Source organism: Rugamonas rubra, from assembly GCF_900114705.1.
Classification (GTDB): domain Bacteria; phylum Pseudomonadota; class Gammaproteobacteria; order Burkholderiales; family Burkholderiaceae_D; genus Rugamonas; species Rugamonas rubra.
Window position 1 is genome coordinate 1 of sequence record NZ_FOTW01000036.1, and the last position, 16,431, is coordinate 16,431.

The 16,431-nt window shown below is 58.9% G+C and carries 11 protein-coding genes and 1 tRNA gene; 11 read left to right on the plus strand and 1 reads right to left on the minus strand.

The genetic code is table 11. The features are described 5' to 3' along the window. From tuf to BM252_RS27340, 11 genes are all read left to right on the plus strand, one after another. The coding region (gene tuf / locus BM252_RS27290; RefSeq protein ID WP_093390506.1) for an elongation factor Tu at positions 1–1,056 on the plus strand (1,056 nt) is incomplete at its 5' end. A 73-nt stretch (positions 1,057–1,129) separates the two neighbouring features. Continuing rightward, positions 1,130–1,205: transfer RNA gene (locus BM252_RS27295), tRNA-Trp, on the plus strand. Between the two features lie 37 nt (positions 1,206–1,242). Next, a complete protein-coding gene (secE, locus tag BM252_RS27300) occupies positions 1,243–1,626 on the plus strand; it encodes a preprotein translocase subunit SecE (RefSeq protein WP_093390822.1) in 384 nt (127 codons plus the stop codon). Further along, positions 1,626–2,249 carry a transcription termination/antitermination protein NusG gene (gene nusG / locus BM252_RS27305; protein ID WP_093390823.1) on the plus strand — a complete coding sequence of 208 codons (624 nt, stop codon included), beginning with the start codon at positions 1,626–1,628 and terminating at the stop codon, positions 2,247–2,249. Before secE ends, nusG begins: the two co-directional genes overlap by 1 nt. A 129-nt stretch (positions 2,250–2,378) precedes the next feature. After that, positions 2,379–2,810, plus strand: coding sequence for a 50S ribosomal protein L11 (rplK, locus tag BM252_RS27310; protein ID WP_093390824.1), 432 nt, complete (start codon positions 2,379–2,381; stop codon positions 2,808–2,810). A 2-nt stretch (positions 2,811–2,812) separates the two neighbouring features. Beyond that, positions 2,813–3,508, plus strand: a complete 696-nt coding sequence (gene rplA, locus BM252_RS27315; RefSeq protein WP_093390825.1) for a 50S ribosomal protein L1 — start codon at positions 2,813–2,815, stop codon at positions 3,506–3,508. Positions 3,509–3,828: 320 nt separating this feature from the next. Next, positions 3,829–4,368, plus strand: a complete 540-nt coding sequence (rplJ, locus tag BM252_RS27320) for a 50S ribosomal protein L10 (protein WP_093390851.1) — start codon at positions 3,829–3,831, stop codon at positions 4,366–4,368. 90 nt (positions 4,369–4,458) lie between these two features. Beyond that, on the plus strand, positions 4,459–4,830 hold the full coding sequence (rplL, locus tag BM252_RS27325; RefSeq protein WP_093390852.1) for a 50S ribosomal protein L7/L12: 372 nt from the start codon (positions 4,459–4,461) through the stop codon (positions 4,828–4,830). 254 nt (positions 4,831–5,084) lie between these two features. Continuing rightward, positions 5,085–9,191 (plus strand): DNA-directed RNA polymerase subunit beta, encoded by a 4,107-nt coding sequence (gene rpoB, locus BM252_RS27330; RefSeq protein ID WP_093390826.1) that lies wholly within the window; start codon positions 5,085–5,087, stop codon positions 9,189–9,191. Positions 9,192–9,300: 109 nt separating this feature from the next. Then, entirely contained in the window at positions 9,301–13,548 is a 4,248-nt protein-coding gene (gene rpoC, locus BM252_RS27335) for a DNA-directed RNA polymerase subunit beta' (protein ID WP_093390827.1), read from the plus strand. Between the two features lie 635 nt (positions 13,549–14,183). Next, positions 14,184–14,819 carry a helix-turn-helix domain-containing protein gene (locus tag BM252_RS27340; protein ID WP_093390828.1) on the plus strand — a complete coding sequence of 212 codons (636 nt, stop codon included), beginning with the start codon at positions 14,184–14,186 and terminating at the stop codon, positions 14,817–14,819. Between the two features lie 27 nt (positions 14,820–14,846). Here BM252_RS27340 and BM252_RS27345 read toward each other — a convergent pair whose 3' ends face one another. Continuing rightward, a complete protein-coding gene (locus BM252_RS27345; RefSeq protein WP_093390829.1) occupies positions 14,847–16,241 on the minus strand; it encodes a sensor histidine kinase in 1,395 nt (464 codons plus the stop codon). Positions 16,242–16,431: the final 190 nt, after the last annotated feature.

Genomic DNA, 16,431 nt, shown 5'->3' on the forward strand with positions numbered 1-16,431 from the left:
GCATACGACCAGATCGATGCAGCTCCGGAAGAAAAAGCACGCGGCATCACCATCAACACCGCCCACGTCGAGTACGAAACCGCAGCGCGCCACTACGCTCACGTTGACTGCCCAGGCCACGCCGATTACATCAAAAACATGATCACCGGCGCAGCGCAGATGGACGGCGCGATCCTGGTGTGCTCCGCAGCTGACGGCCCAATGCCACAGACCCGCGAACACATCCTGCTGGCCCGCCAAGTTGGCGTTCCATACATCATCGTGTTCCTGAACAAGTGCGACCTGGTCGACGACGCGGAACTGCTGGAACTGGTCGAAATGGAAGTGCGCGAGCTGTTGTCGAAGTACGATTTCCCAGGCGACGACCTGCCAATCGTTAAAGGTTCGGCACGTATGGCACTGGACGGCGACACCGGCCCAATGGGCGAGCAAGCCATCATGCAACTGGCCGAAGCACTCGATTCGTACATCCCTACGCCAGAGCGCGCTGTTGACGGCGCCTTCCTGATGCCAGTGGAAGACGTGTTCTCGATCTCGGGTCGCGGCACCGTTGTGACCGGCCGTATCGAGCGCGGTATCATCAAAGTCGGCGAAGAAATCGAAATCGTCGGCATCACCGACACCGTCAAAACCATCTGCACCGGCGTGGAAATGTTCCGCAAGCTGCTGGACCAGGGTATGGCTGGCGACAACGTCGGTCTGCTGCTGCGCGGCACCAAGCGTGAAGATGTCCAGCGTGGTCAAGTTCTGGCCAAGCCAGGCTCGATCAAGCCGCACAACCACTTCACCGGCGAGATCTATGTGCTGTCGAAAGACGAAGGCGGTCGCCACACCCCGTTCTTCAACAACTATCGTCCACAGTTCTACTTCCGTACCACCGACGTGACCGGTTCGATCGAACTGCCAGCGGACAAAGAAATGGTCATGCCAGGCGACAACGTGTCGATCACCGTCAAGCTGATCAACCCGATCGCCATGGAAGAAGGCCTGCGCTTCGCTATCCGTGAAGGCGGTCGTACCGTCGGCGCCGGCGTGGTTGCAAAAATCATCGCCTAAGAAGGAATCTGGGCTTCCACCCGGGGTGTCCCGGGTGGTAGAATAGCAGACCTTTTTTCAAAAAGTTTTACGTAGGGACGTAGCTCAATTGGCAGAGCGTCGGTCTCCAAAACCGAAGGTTGGGGGTTCGATGCCCTCCGTCCCTGCCACCGATTCTGGTGCAGGGCACCGAAAGTAAAAATAGAAATGTCTAATCAATCCGTGCAAACCGTTAGCACGTCAAACGACAAGATCAAAGTCGTGCTGGCAGTGGTTGCGGCGATTGCGGGAGTCGTCGGGTTCTTTTACCTGGCAGGTCAACCATCCCTGGTGCGGGTAGCTGCGCTTGTGGGTGGTTTGCTTATTTCCGTCGCAATTGCCTATACCTCCAGCAATGGCCGCGATTTCCTGAATTTCGCCAAGGAAGCCGTCCGCGAAACCAAGAAGGTCGTTTGGCCCACCCGCAAAGAAGCCACGCAGATCACGGCGATCGTTTTCGCCTTCGTGCTGGTGATGGCTGTGTTCCTTTGGGGCACGGATAAGATTCTCGAGTTCCTGTTGTACGACGTCATTCTGGGTATAAGAAAATAATGAGCGAAAATGTGCAAGATGAAGTGCCGGGCAGCGTTCCGGCACAAGATGCTGGCGCTGAGCTTAGCACTCCCGTAAGCGTGCCCGTCAGCAACAAGCGTTGGTATGTCGTCCACGCCTATTCGGGCATGGAAAAAAGCGTCCAGCGCGCCCTGACGGAACGCGTCGAGCGCGCCGGCATGCAAGACCAGTTCGGCCAGATCCTGGTGCCGATCGAAGAAGTGGTCGAAGTCAAGAACGGCCAAAAATCGGTCACCGAGCGTCGTTTCTTCCCGGGCTACGTCCTGGTCGAGATGGAAATGACGGACGAGACCTGGCACCTGGTCAAGAACACCAACAAGGTCACCGGCTTCATCGGCGGCAAATCGAACAAGCCAACCCCGATTCCTGCCCGCGAGATCGACAAGATCATGCAGCAGATGCAGGAAGGCATCGAGAAGCCACGGCCGAAAGTGCTGTACGAAGTGGGCGAGCAAGTCCGCATCAAGGATGGTCCGTTCACCGACTTCAACGGCAACGTCGAAGAAGTCAACTACGAGAAATCCAAAGTGCGCGTCTCGGTCACCATCTTCGGCCGCGCCACCCCGGTCGAGCTCGAATTCGGCCAGGTCGAAAAAGTATAAGCGGCAAGCGTCCCCGGAACGTGCGCGCGGTGATGTAGCGCCGCAGCGAATCCCGGACAAGAGGAGCCCCGCCAGGCAAGGCATCGCCGGGTGGGGCGCTACTACTCAATCCAAAGATAGGAGCCAATCATGGCAAAGAAAATCATTGGTTTTATCAAGCTGCAAGTTCCAGCTGGTAAAGCAAACCCATCCCCACCAATCGGTCCAGCACTGGGTCAACGCGGTCTGAACATCATGGAATTCTGCAAGGCGTTCAACGCCCAGACCCAAGGTATGGAACCAGGCATGCCGATCCCTGTCGTGATCACCGCTTTCGCCGACAAATCCTTCACCTTCGTCATGAAGACGCCTCCGGCGACCTTCCTGATCAAGAAGCTGTCGGGCGTCGTCAAAGGTTCGCCGAAGCCACATACCGACAAAGTCGGTAAGCTGAGCCGCGCGCAAGCTGAAGAAATCGCTAAATTGAAAACCCCTGATCTGACCGCTGCCGACCTGGATGCTGCTGTACGCACCATCGCTGGTTCCGCACGTTCGATGGGCATCACGGTAGAGGGTGTGTAATCATGGCTAAACTGTCCAAACGCGTCAAAGCAATCAAGGCCAAGGTCGACCGCACCAAGGCATACCCGTTCGACAACGCCGTCGCTCTGATCAAAGAACTGGCCACCGCCAAGTTCAATGAATCGATCGACGTGTCGGTACAACTGGGTGTGGATCCGAAGAAATCGGACCAGGTCGTTCGCGGTTCCGTCGTGCTGCCAGCCGGCACCGGCAAGACCGTTCGCGTCGCCGTTTTCGCCACCGGCGAAAAGGCCGAGCAGGCTAAAGCCGCCGGCGCCGACATCGTTGGTATGGAAGACCTGGCCGAAATGGTCAAGGCCGGCAACATGCCTTTCGACATCGTCATCGCTTCGCCAGACACCATGCGTATCGTCGGTACCCTGGGTCAGATCCTGGGCCCACGCGGCCTGATGCCTAACCCGAAGGTCGGCACTGTTACCCCTGACGTCGCTACCGCCGTGAAAAACGCGAAAGCCGGTCAAGTTCAGTACCGTACCGACAAAGCCGGTATCATCCACGCTACCATCGGCCGCAAATCGTTCGCCGACGCCGATCTGAAGAGCAACCTGGTTGCCCTGATCGACGCCCTGAACAAAGCCAAGCCGACCACCAGCAAGGGTGTTTACCTGCGCAAGGTGTCGCTGTCGTCGACCATGGGCGCTGGCGTCCGTGTCGACCAGACCACCCTGGCCGCTTAAGTTTCAAGTATCAAGTCCCCGCGTGTTGTAGAAACACGCGGGGCGAATCTTTGGGCCGGACGTCCCCTGTTCTGCAGGGGGCGGCCGGACAATCAAAGACCGTTGGGCCGACTGCGACCGCATGTGCAGGAAGATAAACGCAAACCGGGCGACCGGCGCGCACCCAACGCAGATGGTGTACCCGAACAAGTTTTGTAGTCCATGTTGCAGGAATTTATTCCGCTCTTTGTACTTCTTAACTTCGGACGCCGTGTTCGAACCGATGCGAGGTCCATGGCCATAGGGTCATGTAAACCGAACATCATTTAAGGAGGTTGACCGTGGGTCTCAATCTGAATGACAAAAAGGCTGTAGTCGCCGAAGTTTCCGCAAAAGTAGCAACTGCGCAAACCGTGGTGGTAGCCGAATATCGTGGCATCCAGGTTGCTCACTTGACGCAACTTCGTGCTAAAGCGCGTACCCAAGGTGTGTACCTGCGCGTGTTGAAAAACACGCTGGCTCGTCGCGCCGTGGAAGGCACGCAGTTTGCCAACCTGGCCGACAGCATGACCGGTCCGCTGATCTACTCGATCTCGGACGACGCCGTTGCAGCAGCTAAAGTCATCGCTGACTTCGCTAAAACCAACGACAAACTGGTCATCACCGCAGGTAACTACGCAGGCAAGCAGCTGGATAAAGCTGCTGTTGTCGCGTTGGCAAGCATTCCTAGCCGTGACGTCCTCATTGCGCAGCTGTTGGGCGTGATGCTGGCTCCGGTGTCGGGCTTTGCACGTGGTCTGGCTGCCCTGGCAGCGAAAAAATCCGAGGGCGAAGCTCCTGTGGCCGAAGTGGCCGCGGAAGAAGCCCCAGCAGCCGCCTAATAGCGCGCTGCGCCCCGGTTCGTTCCGGGGCGGTTTTTCTCAAGTACCAATCTGATGTATTAACGAATCAAAAAATTATTGGAGTTTCAAATGGCAATTAGCAAAGACGACATCCTGGCAGCAGTTAGCGAAATGTCCGTAATGGACCTGAACGACCTGGTCAAAGCCTTCGAAGAAAAATTCGGCGTGTCCGCCGCAGCAATGTCGGCTCCTGCAGCCGGCGGCGCCGCTGCTGCTGTCGCTGAAGAGCAAACCGAATTCAACCTGGTTCTGGCTGACTTCGGCGCGAACAAAGTCGGCGTCATCAAAGCCGTCCGCGAAATCACCGGTCTGGGCCTGAAAGAAGCCAAAGATCTGGTCGATGGCGCTCCTAAGACCGTCAAAGAAGCGATTTCGAAAGCTGACGCTGAAGCCGGTAAGAAGAAACTGGAAGAAGCCGGCGCGAAAGCCGAAATCAAGTAATTGTTGTACGGCGGCTAGTTAGCGCCACGAGCCAAAGCTGCGGGTTTCCTCTGTCAAAGGGGGAAATCCGGCTTTGGCTCCTTTGTCGTCTTTGTCGTATTTGTAGCGGTATGTCCACGCTGCAGTTTTATCGAATCAGCTGGAAATGGTAGAACTTTGAGGTTTCGTCTGTGTGACATGCAGCCGAACATTGCTGCTGAAACGCACTAGCAAAACCTGAATTTTCTATCCTTTCTGTCACTCACGGAGTGTCCATGCACTACTCATTTACTGAGAAGAAACGCATTCGCAAGTCATTCGCGAAGCGCGCCAACGTTCACCACGTTCCGTTCCTGCTGGCTACCCAGCTCGAGTCCTACCATAGCTTCCTGCAAGAGGACGTACAACCGTCCTCGCGCAAGAACGATGGCCTGCAGTCGGCCTTCACCTCGATATTCCCCATCGTGTCGCACAATGGCTTTGCGCGTCTCGAATTCCTGTCGTATGTCCTGGGCGACCCCGCCTTCGACGTCAAGGAATGCCAACTGCGTGGCCTGACGTTCGCGTCGCCGCTGCGCGCCAAGGTGCGCCTGGTGATCCTGGACAAGGAATCGCCGACCAAGCCGGTCGTCAAGGAGATGAAGGAACAAGAAGTCTACATGGGCGAACTGCCCCTGATGACCACCACCGGTTCCTTCGTCATCAACGGTACCGAGCGCGTCATCGTTTCGCAGCTGCACCGCTCCCCGGGTGTGTTCTTCGAGCACGACCGCGGCAAGACCCACTCCTCGGGCAAACTGCTGTTCTCGGCCCGCATCATCCCTTACCGTGGCTCGTGGCTGGACTTCGAGTTCGATCCGAAGGACATCCTGTTCTTCCGCGTCGACCGCCGCCGCAAGATGCCGGTAACCATCCTGCTCAAAGCCATCGGCATGTCGCACGAGCAGATCCTGGCCAACTTCTTCGTCTTCGATAATTTCAATCTGCGCTCCGAAGGCGCCGAGATGGAATTCGTCGCCGAGCGCCTGCGTGGCGAAGTGGCCCGTTTCGACATCGTCGACAAGTCCGGCAAGACCCTGGTGCTGAAGGACAAGCGCATCAACGCCAAGCACGTGCGCGAAATCGAAGCGGCCGGCATCAAGCACATCTCCGTGCCTGAGGACTACCTGCTCGGCCGCGTGCTGGCCAAAAACATCGTCGACCCGGAAACGGGCGAAGTGGTGGCCTCGGCCAACGACGAGTTGACCGAAGACCTGCTGGGCCGTCTGCGCGACGCCCACGTGTCGGAAATCCAGACCCTGTACACCAACGATCTGGACCAGGGCGCCTACATCTCGCAAACCCTGCGCATCGACGACACCGCCGACCAAATGGCCGCCCGTGTCGCGATCTACCGCATGATGCGTCCAGGCGAGCCGCCAACGGAAGACTCCGTCGAAGCCCTGTTCAACGGCCTGTTCTACAGCGCCGACCGTTACGACCTGTCGGCCGTCGGCCGCATGAAGTTCAACCGCCGCATCGGCCGCGACGAACTGACCGGCGCCATGACGCTGTCGAACGAAGACGTGCTGGCCGTGATCAAGATCCTCGTCGAGCTGCGCAACGGCCGCGGCGAAGTCGATGACATCGATCACCTGGGTAACCGTCGCGTCCGTTGCGTCGGCGAACTGGCCGAGAACCAGTTCCGCGCCGGCCTGGTGCGCGTCGAGCGCGCCGTCAAGGAACGCCTCGGCCAGGCCGAAGCGGACAACCTGATGCCGCACGACCTGATCAACTCCAAGCCGATCTCGGCCGCCATCCGCGAGTTCTTCGGTTCGTCCCAGCTGTCGCAGTTTATGGACCAGACCAACCCGCTGTCGGAAATCACGCACAAACGCCGCGTTTCCGCCCTGGGACCCGGCGGTCTGACGCGCGAACGCGCCGGTTTCGAGGTGCGCGACGTGCACCCGACCCACTACGGCCGCGTCTGCCCGATCGAAACGCCAGAGGGCCCGAACATCGGTCTGATCAACTCGCTCGCGCTGTACGCCCGCCTGAACGAATACGGCTTCCTGGAAACCCCGTACCGCAAGGTCGAAGGCTCCAAGATCACCGACCAGATCGACTACCTGTCCGCCATCGAAGAAGGCCGCTACATCATCGCCCAGGCGAATGCGACCATCGACAAGAACGGCATGCTCAGCGATGAGCTGGTGTCGGCCCGTGAAGCCGGCGAGACCATCCTGGTGTCGCCAGAGCGCATCCAGTACATGGACGTGGCGCCGGGCCAGATCGTTTCCGTCGCAGCGTCGCTGATCCCGTTCCTGGAACACGATGATGCGAACCGCGCATTGATGGGTGCCAACATGCAGCGCCAGGCCGTACCTTGCCTGCGCCCAGAAAAAGCCCTGGTCGGTACCGGTATCGAACGCACCGTGGCAGTCGACTCGGGTACCACCGTGCAGGCTCTGCGCGGCGGTATCGTCGACTACATCGATGCGGGCCGTGTGGTGATTCGCGTCAACGATGACGAGGCAACCGCCGGCGAAGTCGGTGTCGACATCTACAACCTGATCAAGTACACCCGTTCGAACCAGAACACCAACATCAACCAACGTCCTATCGTCAAGGTTGGCGACCGTGTCGCCAAGCGCGACGTGATCGCCGACGGCGCATCGACCGACTTGGGTGAATTGGCTCTGGGCCAGAACATGACCGTGGCCTTCATGCCATGGAATGGTCTGAACTTCGAGGATTCGATCCTGATCTCGGAAAACGTCGTCAAGGACGACCGCTACACCTCGATCCACATCGAAGAGTTGTCGGTTGTTGCTCGCGACACCAAGCTGGGCGCGGAAGAAATCACCCGCGACATCTCCAACCTGGCCGAGAACCAACTGGCCCGTCTGGACGAGTCCGGTATTGTCTACATCGGCGCCGAAGTGCAAGCCGGCGACACCCTGGTCGGCAAGGTCACGCCTAAAGGCGAGACCCAGCTGACGCCAGAAGAGAAGCTGCTGCGCGCCATCTTCGGTGAAAAAGCCTCGGACGTGAAAGACACCTCGCTGCGCGTGCCTTCCGGCATGATCGGCACCGTCATCGACGTCCAGGTGTTCACCCGTGAAGGCATCGTTCGCGACAAGCGCGCGCAACAGATCATCGACGATGAACTGAAGCGTTTCCGCCTGGACCTGAACGACCAGATGCGTATTGTCGAGGGCGATGCCTTCCAGCGTCTGGAAAAAATGCTGATCGGTAAAGTCGTCAACGGCGGTCCGAAAAAGCTGGCCAAGGGCGCCAAGATCACCAAGGAATACCTGGCCGATCTGGACAAATACCACTGGTTCGACATCCGTCCATCGGAAGACGAAGCCGCGGTAGCGCTGGAAGCGATCAAGGAATCGATCAACGAAAAACGTCACCAGTTCGATCTGGCCTTCGAAGAGAAGCGCAAGAAACTGACCCAGGGCGACGAGCTGCAACCTGGCGTGCAGAAGATGGTCAAGGTTTACCTGGCCGTCAAGCGCCGCCTGCAGTCGGGCGACAAGATGGCGGGTCGCCACGGTAACAAGGGTGTGGTTTCCCGTATTGTTCCTGTGGAAGACATGCCGTACATGGCCGACGGCACGCCGGCCGACGTGGTGCTGAACCCGCTGGGCGTTCCTTCGCGGATGAACGTTGGTCAGATTCTCGAGACCCACTTGGGCTGGGCTGCCAAGGGTCTGGGTATCCGCATCGGCGAAATGCTGGCGCTGCACACCAAGGCCGAGGAAATGCGCAAGTTCCTGACCGTGGTCTACAACGAAAACGGCAAGCCGGAAGATCTGGACCAGTTCGACGACGAAGAGATCATGAAGCTGGCGAACAACCTGAAAAAAGGTGTTCCGTTCGCCACTCCAGTGTTCGACGGCGCGCACGAGTCGGAAATCCGCCGCATGTTGGATCTGGCCTACCCTGACGACATCGCCGCCAAGCTGGGCATGACGCCATCGAAGAACCAGGTCACCATGTACGACGGCCGCACCGGCGAAGCGTTCGAGCGCAAGGTCACCGTCGGCGTGATGCACATGCTGAAGCTGCACCACTTGGTTGATGACAAGATGCACGCCCGTTCCACCGGTCCTTACTCGCTCGTGACGCAGCAGCCACTGGGCGGTAAAGCCCAGTTCGGCGGCCAGCGCTTCGGTGAGATGGAGGTGTGGGCACTGGAAGCGTACGGCGCCTCGTACGTGCTGCAAGAAATGTTGACCGTCAAGTCGGATGACGTGAACGGCCGTACCAAGGTGTACGAGAACCTGGTCAAAGGCGACCACGTGATCGACGCCGGCATGCCTGAATCGTTCAACGTTCTGGTCAAGGAAATCCGTTCGCTGGGTATCGATATCGACCTCGAACGCAACTAAAAGACAGCAAACCTGTCATTTGGTTTGAGCACGACAAAGCCCGGCTGGGAAACCACGCCGGGCAATGTAGTCTCAGGAATTAGAAATTTAATCACCTCTGGAGTGATACATGAAAGCACTGCTCGATCTATTCAAGCAAGTACAGCAAAACGAAACGTTCGACGCGATCAAGATCGGTCTGGCGTCGCCTGAAAAAATCCGTTCGTGGTCCTACGGCGAAGTTAAAAAGCCGGAAACCATCAACTACCGCACCTTCAAGCCTGAGCGCGACGGCCTGTTCTGCGCCAAGATCTTTGGCCCGATCAAGGATTACGAATGCCTGTGCGGCAAGTACAAGCGCCTGAAACACCGCGGCGTGATCTGCGAGAAGTGCGGCGTCGAAGTCACGCTGGCCAAGGTGCGCCGCGAGCGCATGGGCCACATCGAGCTGGCCTCGCCGACCGCCCACATCTGGTTCCTCAAGTCGCTGCCGTCGCGTCTGGGTATGGTGCTGGACATGACCCTGCGGGACATCGAACGCGTGCTGTACTTCGAAGCATACGTGGTGACCGATCCGGGCATGACCCCGCTGAAAAAATGCCAGATCATGTCGGAAGACGACTACGCCGCCAAGTACGAAGAGTACGGCGACGACTTCACCGCCTTCATGGGCGCCGAGGGTATCCGTGAACTGCTGCGCTCGATCGACATCCACCGCGATGCCGAAACCCTGCGCGTGGAACTGAAGGAATCGAAGTCGGAAGCGAAGATCAAGAAATACGCCAAGCGCCTGAAGGTGCTGGAAGCGTTCCAACGTTCGGGCATCAAGCCGGACTGGATGATCATGGAAGTGCTGCCGGTGCTGCCGCCGGAACTGCGCCCGCTGGTCCCGCTGGACGGCGGCCGCTTCGCGACCTCCGATCTGAACGATCTGTACCGCCGCGTCATCAACCGTAACAACCGTCTGAAACGCCTGATGGAGCTGCGCGCTCCAGAGATCATCACGCGCAACGAAAAGCGCATGCTGCAAGAAGCGGTCGATTCGCTGCTGGACAACGGCCGTCGCGGCAAAGCGATGACCGGCGCCAACAAGCGTCCGCTGAAATCGCTGGCCGAGATGATCAAAGGCAAGGGCGGCCGTTTCCGTCAAAACTTGTTGGGCAAACGCGTCGATTACTCCGGTCGTTCGGTCATCGTCGTGGGCCCGCAATTGAAACTGCACCAGTGCGGTCTGCCGAAGCTGATGGCCTTGGAACTGTTCAAGCCTTTCATCTTCAACAAGCTCGAACTGATGGGTCTGGCCACGACCATCAAGGCTGCCAAGAAACTGGTCGAGATCCAGGAACCGGTGGTTTGGGACATCCTGGAAGACGTGATCCGCGAACACCCGATCATGCTGAACCGTGCGCCTACGCTGCACCGACTGGGTATCCAGGCTTTCGAGCCGGTCCTGATCGAAGGCAAGGCCATCCAACTGCACCCGCTGGTCTGCGCCGCATTCAACGCCGACTTCGACGGCGATCAGATGGCGGTCCACGTTCCACTGTCGATCGAAGCACAGATGGAAGCGCGCACGCTGATGCTGGCGTCGAACAACATCCTGTTCCCGTCGAACGGCGAGCCGTCGATCGTGCCTTCGCAGGATATCGTGCTGGGTCTGTACTACGCGACCCGCGAGGCGATCAACGCCAAGAACGAAGGTATGCTGTTCCAGGACGTGTCGGAAGTCATCCGTGCCTACGACAACAAGGAAGTGGAACTGACCACCCGCATCACGGTGCGTATCGTCGAGCATCCGAAGGATCTGGAAACGGGCGAATTCGTCCGCACCGTGACGCGCTACGAGACCACCATCGGCCGCGCCATCCTGTCGGAAATCCTGCCTAAGGGTCTGCCTTTCTCCGTGCTGAACCGCGCGCTGAAAAAGAAAGAGATCTCCAAGCTGATCAACACGTCCTTCCGCAAGTGCGGTCTGCGTGCCACCGTCGTGTTCGCCGATCAACTGATGCAGTCGGGCTTCCGCCTGGCAACCCGCGCCGGTATCTCGATCTGCGTCGACGACATGCTGGTACCGCCACAAAAAGTCACCCTGATTTCGGCCGCTGAGTCCGAAGTCAAACAGATCGAGCAGCAGTACGCCTCGGGTCTGGTGACCGCCGGCGAGCGTTACAACAAAGTGGTCGACATCTGGGGCAAGACCTCGGATGAAGTCGGCAAGGCCATGATGGACCAGCTGAAAGTGGAAGACGTCATCAAACGTGACGGCACCAAGTCCACCCAAGAGTCCTTCAACGCGATTTACATGATGGCCGACTCGGGCGCCCGCGGTTCCGCGGCGCAGATTCGCCAGCTGGCAGGTATGCGTGGTCTGATGGCGAAACCGGATGGTTCGATTATCGAAACGCCGATTACCGCGAACTTCCGCGAAGGCCTGAACGTGTTGCAGTACTTCATTTCGACCCACGGCGCTCGTAAAGGTCTGGCCGATACGGCACTGAAAACGGCGAACTCGGGTTACCTGACGCGTCGTCTGGTCGACGTGACCCAGGATCTGGTCGTCATCGCCGACGATTGCGGCACCACCAACGGCGCGCTGATGAAGGCGATGGTCGAAGGCGGTGAAGTCATCGAGGCGCTGCGCGACCGCGTGCTGGGCCGCGTTACCGTCAACGACGTCGTCAATCCTGAAACCCAGGAAACGCTGTACGAAGCCGGCACCCTGCTCGACGAAGACATGGTCGAAGAGATCGAACGTCTGTCGATCGACGAAGTCAAGGTACGTACTCCGCTGACTTGCGACACGCGCTTCGGCCTGTGCGCCAAGTGCTACGGCCGCGATCTGGGCCGTGGCGTGCTGGTCAACTCCGGCGAAGCCGTCGGTGTGGTGGCAGCGCAGTCGATTGGTGAGCCGGGTACCCAGCTGACCATGCGTACCTTCCACATTGGTGGTGCGGCGTCGCGTGCGGCGGTGGCATCGTCGGTGGAAGCCAAGTCGAACGGTACCATCCGCTTCACCTCGACCATGCGTTACGTCACCAACGGCAAGGGCGCGCAAATCGTCATTTCCCGTTCCGGCGAAGTGCTGATCACCGACGACCACGGCCGTGAGCGCGAGCGTCACAAGGTGCCGTACGGCGCCACCCTGATCGTCAAGGATGGCCTGGTCATCAAGGCCGGTACGGCCCTGGCAACCTGGGATCCGCTGACCCGTCCGATCATCACCGAGTACGCCGGTCTGGTCCGCTTCGAGAACGTCGAAGAAGGCGTGACCGTGGCCCGCCAGGTCGATGAAGTGACCGGTCTGTCGACTTTGGTCGTGATCGATGCGAAACGTCGCGGTTCCTTGACCAAAACGCTGCGTCCACAGGTCAAACTGTTGAACGACTCGAACGAAGAAGTGAAGATCGCCGGCACCGAACACTCGGTGGCGATCGGCTTCCAGGTCGGCGCGTTGATCATGGTCAAAGACGGCCAGGCGGTAACGGTCGGCGAAGTGCTGGCACGTATCCCGACCGAATCGCAGAAGACCCGCGATATTACCGGTGGTCTGCCGCGCGTTGCCGAGCTGTTCGAAGCCCGTTCGCCGAAGGATGCCGGTATGCTGGCCGAAGTGACCGGTACCGTTGCATTCGGTAAGGAAACCAAGGGTAAGCAGCGTCTGGAAATCACCGACATGGACGGCAACAAGCACGAGTTCCTGATCACCAAGGACAAGCAAGTGCTGGTCCACGATGGTCAAGTCGTCAACAAGGGCGAGATGATCGTCGACGGTCCTGCCGATCCGCAAGACATTCTGCGTCTGCTGGGTATCGAAGCGCTGGCCCGTTACATCGTCGACGAAGTGCAGGACGTGTACCGTCTGCAGGGCGTGAAGATCAATGACAAGCACATCGAAGTGATCGTGCGTCAGATGCTGCGTCGGGTTCAGATCGTCAACGCCGGCGACACCAACTACATCGTTGGCGAGCAGGTCGAGCGTTCGGAACTGCTGGACGAGAACGACCGTATGGATGCCGAGAACAAGATCCCGGCGACCTACGAAAACGTTCTGCTGGGTATTACCAAGGCATCGCTGTCGACCGATTCGTTCATCTCGGCCGCATCGTTCCAGGAAACCACCCGCGTGCTGACCGAAGCGGCGATCATGGGCAAGCGCGATGGTCTGCGCGGCCTGAAAGAGAACGTCATCGTCGGCCGTCTGATTCCAGGCGGTACGGGTCTGGCATTCCACCGCGCACGCAAAGAGAAAGAAGCGTGGGAAGTGGAAGAGCGCCAAAACCTGTTGAACGCCGAAAAGGCCAATATGGCCAGCGAACTGGAAGCGGTAGAAGTTGCTTCCCAGGCCGCAGCGGCGGCACAGCACAACGACGAAGCGTAATAACGCCGAGTAGTTGAATAGAAACGGCACCTTCGGGTGCCGTTTTTTTTCGTCCGTATTCTTTGAAATATTCTTCGGATATAGGGTGCTAGATAAATTGGCCGCCTTAAATCTATTCGGGAATATACGGCTTCCATTTTCTATCGCTATTTAAATTGCAGGCACCCCGAATATATCCCCTCCGGTACAAACTTTCCTTGCACCCAATGCCATTGGCAAGCAGCTTGGGCGCTCCGCATCGATGCCGTGAGGCGATGGTAGGCGAGAGTAGTCTGTCGCCAACCAAGTGTGCTCGAGATCCTCCATGCCGGTGAGGCGTGGTGGCACGGCGAAGAAGGCTAGCATCAGCAAGCGCGAGCGTAGGATCACGCACGGCGGCGACAACGGCGCCGTGTATTGCGCAGGCGCGGCTCGATGATAAATATGCCACTTTTTGGCGCAGGGCATGAATCCAGTGGCGGCCCGAAAATTTCCCGTTGCGGCCGGGGGGCTGGTGGTGTCGGCGGCGACGGCGCAGGGGTTTGTGCCGTACTTGTTGCAAAGCCGCGAGAGCCGGGGCCATATGCCCGGGCGCAATGTAGAAAGCACATTATTGTCGAGCCAGTTGTTAGTTCATTCATGCTAAGATTTAGCTCATGATAGCCCAAGCCCTCTTCACTCCCGCCCAGCAAAAGCTGCTGGGTTTGCTTTTTGTCCGCGTCAACCAGGGTTTCCACCTGAACGAGATCATGCGTTTGACGGGACTGGGCAGCGCGTCGGCCCAGCGCGAGCTGAAACGTTTGCACGACTCCGGTTTGATCGTGTCCGAACGGATCGGCAATGTGCGGCGCTTCCGGCCGAACAAGGACTGCATGATCTACGGGGAACTAAGCAGCCTGGTGAAGAAGAGCTTCGGCCTGGTCAGCGTGCTCAACTCCGCGCTGGCACCGCTGTCCAAGGTATTGAATGTGGCCTTCGTGTATGGTGCCACGGCCAAGGAGCAGGAGGGCATGGATACCAACGTCGAGTTATTGCTGATCGGCGAGAACACCAGCTATGGCGAGTTGCTATCCAGGCTGCCGGTGGCCGAACGTATATTGCGGCGCAAGATCAATCCCAACCTGTATTCGCTTCCCGACTTTAAACGGCGGCTGCGCGAGCAGCAGCCGTTTATTCTGCAAATGCTGCGCGAGGAAAAAATATATGTGCTGGGCGACGAGGAGGATTTGAATCGGGTAATGGAATCGGAAACGACATTTGAATCCGACCTGAACAACATCAAATTCGTTTGATATTAATATAAGCTGATCGGCCCGGTATTATTTATTCGGTGCCGTGCAATCGCTGGGAAATTGCAGCGAAAACATCGTATAACGCCCGGCCTTGGATTCGCAGAGTATCTGGCCGCCGAAGGCGGTTAATACGCGCTGGCAAAACGCCAATCCCATGCCGGTACCACCGCCGCCCTGGCGGGTGGTATAAAACGGATCGAAAACGTGCGGCAATACATCCGCGGGAATACCCGGGCCGGTATCGCGCACCACCAGTTGTTTTCCTTTCCCGCAGGTGAAGAATTCGATCTCCACCTCGCCCCGTCCGGCCGACTTGATCGCGTGCAGGGCGTTCTTAAACAAGTTGTACAACACATAGACCAGCAGCACGTCCGAGCCGTAGAAGGTGAAGTCGTTGTCGATGCGCACCCGCACCTTGTCGCGCATGGCGCTTTCGAAGGGATAGCGGGCGAGCGCCTCGTCGACGCATTTCTTGACGGAGTGCAAGGCGAAGTCCTGCCGGTTCAGCGTGCCGGCGCGGGCCGAGGCCAGCACCAGGTCGACCACGAAGTTCGAGCGCGACACCTCGGCGTCGATCAACTGGGCCAGCTCGGCCAGGTAGGCCAGCTTGTCGGCGCGCAGGGTGGGGGCGAGCAGGCCGTGGTCGACGGCGCTCTGATATCCGGCGAGCAACTCCGGCAGGCTGTTGCTCAACACCCGGGACTGGCTGCGGATGGTGGCCAGCGGCGTGCGCATTTCGTGGGCGATGGTGGCGGCCAGTTCGAGCGGGTCGGTCAGCAGGTCGTGGCGCACGGTGGCCAGGGCGACCAGGCCGAGGCTGGTGGCGATGAACAGCACGCCGGGCGGATAGAATTGCACGCCGTAGTTGCCCAGGTAGTCGACCGCCGCCAGCAGGTAGACCAGCATGCTGGCCAGGCAGTAGCGCAGCCGGGTGCGCTCGGTGGAGACGGCGGCGCGCTGGCGGCGGTACAGCAGATGCAGGCCGCGTCCGATCACCAGCGCGGTTTGCAGCAGGTGCAGCGGATGCAGCCAGCCGGCGCGCGGATAGTAGCCGAAGAAATAGGAGTGCAGGCCGGCGACGATGGCGTTGCTGCTCAGCAGGGCGATGGCGAGGATGCCGGCCAGGCCGTAGGATAGCTCGACCCAGTGCCGCTCGGCTTGCCGGCCGGTCAGTTCGACGATGAAGTGGTAGATCGTGGTGGGCAGGAAGAGTATCAGCAGATAGCCGAACTTGGCCAATATTAGGGCCTGTTGCGCGTCCTTTAGCTGGAACAGCACGGCCCAGCTGATTTGCCAGCAAAACGTGGCGGCGCAGATCAGGAAGGCGGTTTGGCCGATCCGGCTGCCGCCGTGCCGACGCAGCAGATAGATGCCGTAGGCGAGGAAGAACAGGGACACCAGCGCGGGCAAGATCGAAGGCATGGCGCACTTTCTATCGGCGGAGTCGACAAGGAACGAGGGACGGTCCGCCGATACTAGCAACTGGCATTGTGCATGTCGATGTTGTACGCTTGAATAAAACGCAAGTGTTTGCGCAATATCAAAGGTTGTTCAGTTCGCCTACCGGCCACGCCGGGCGAGCGCGACGGCTGCCCGGTCAGGCGCCCAGCCT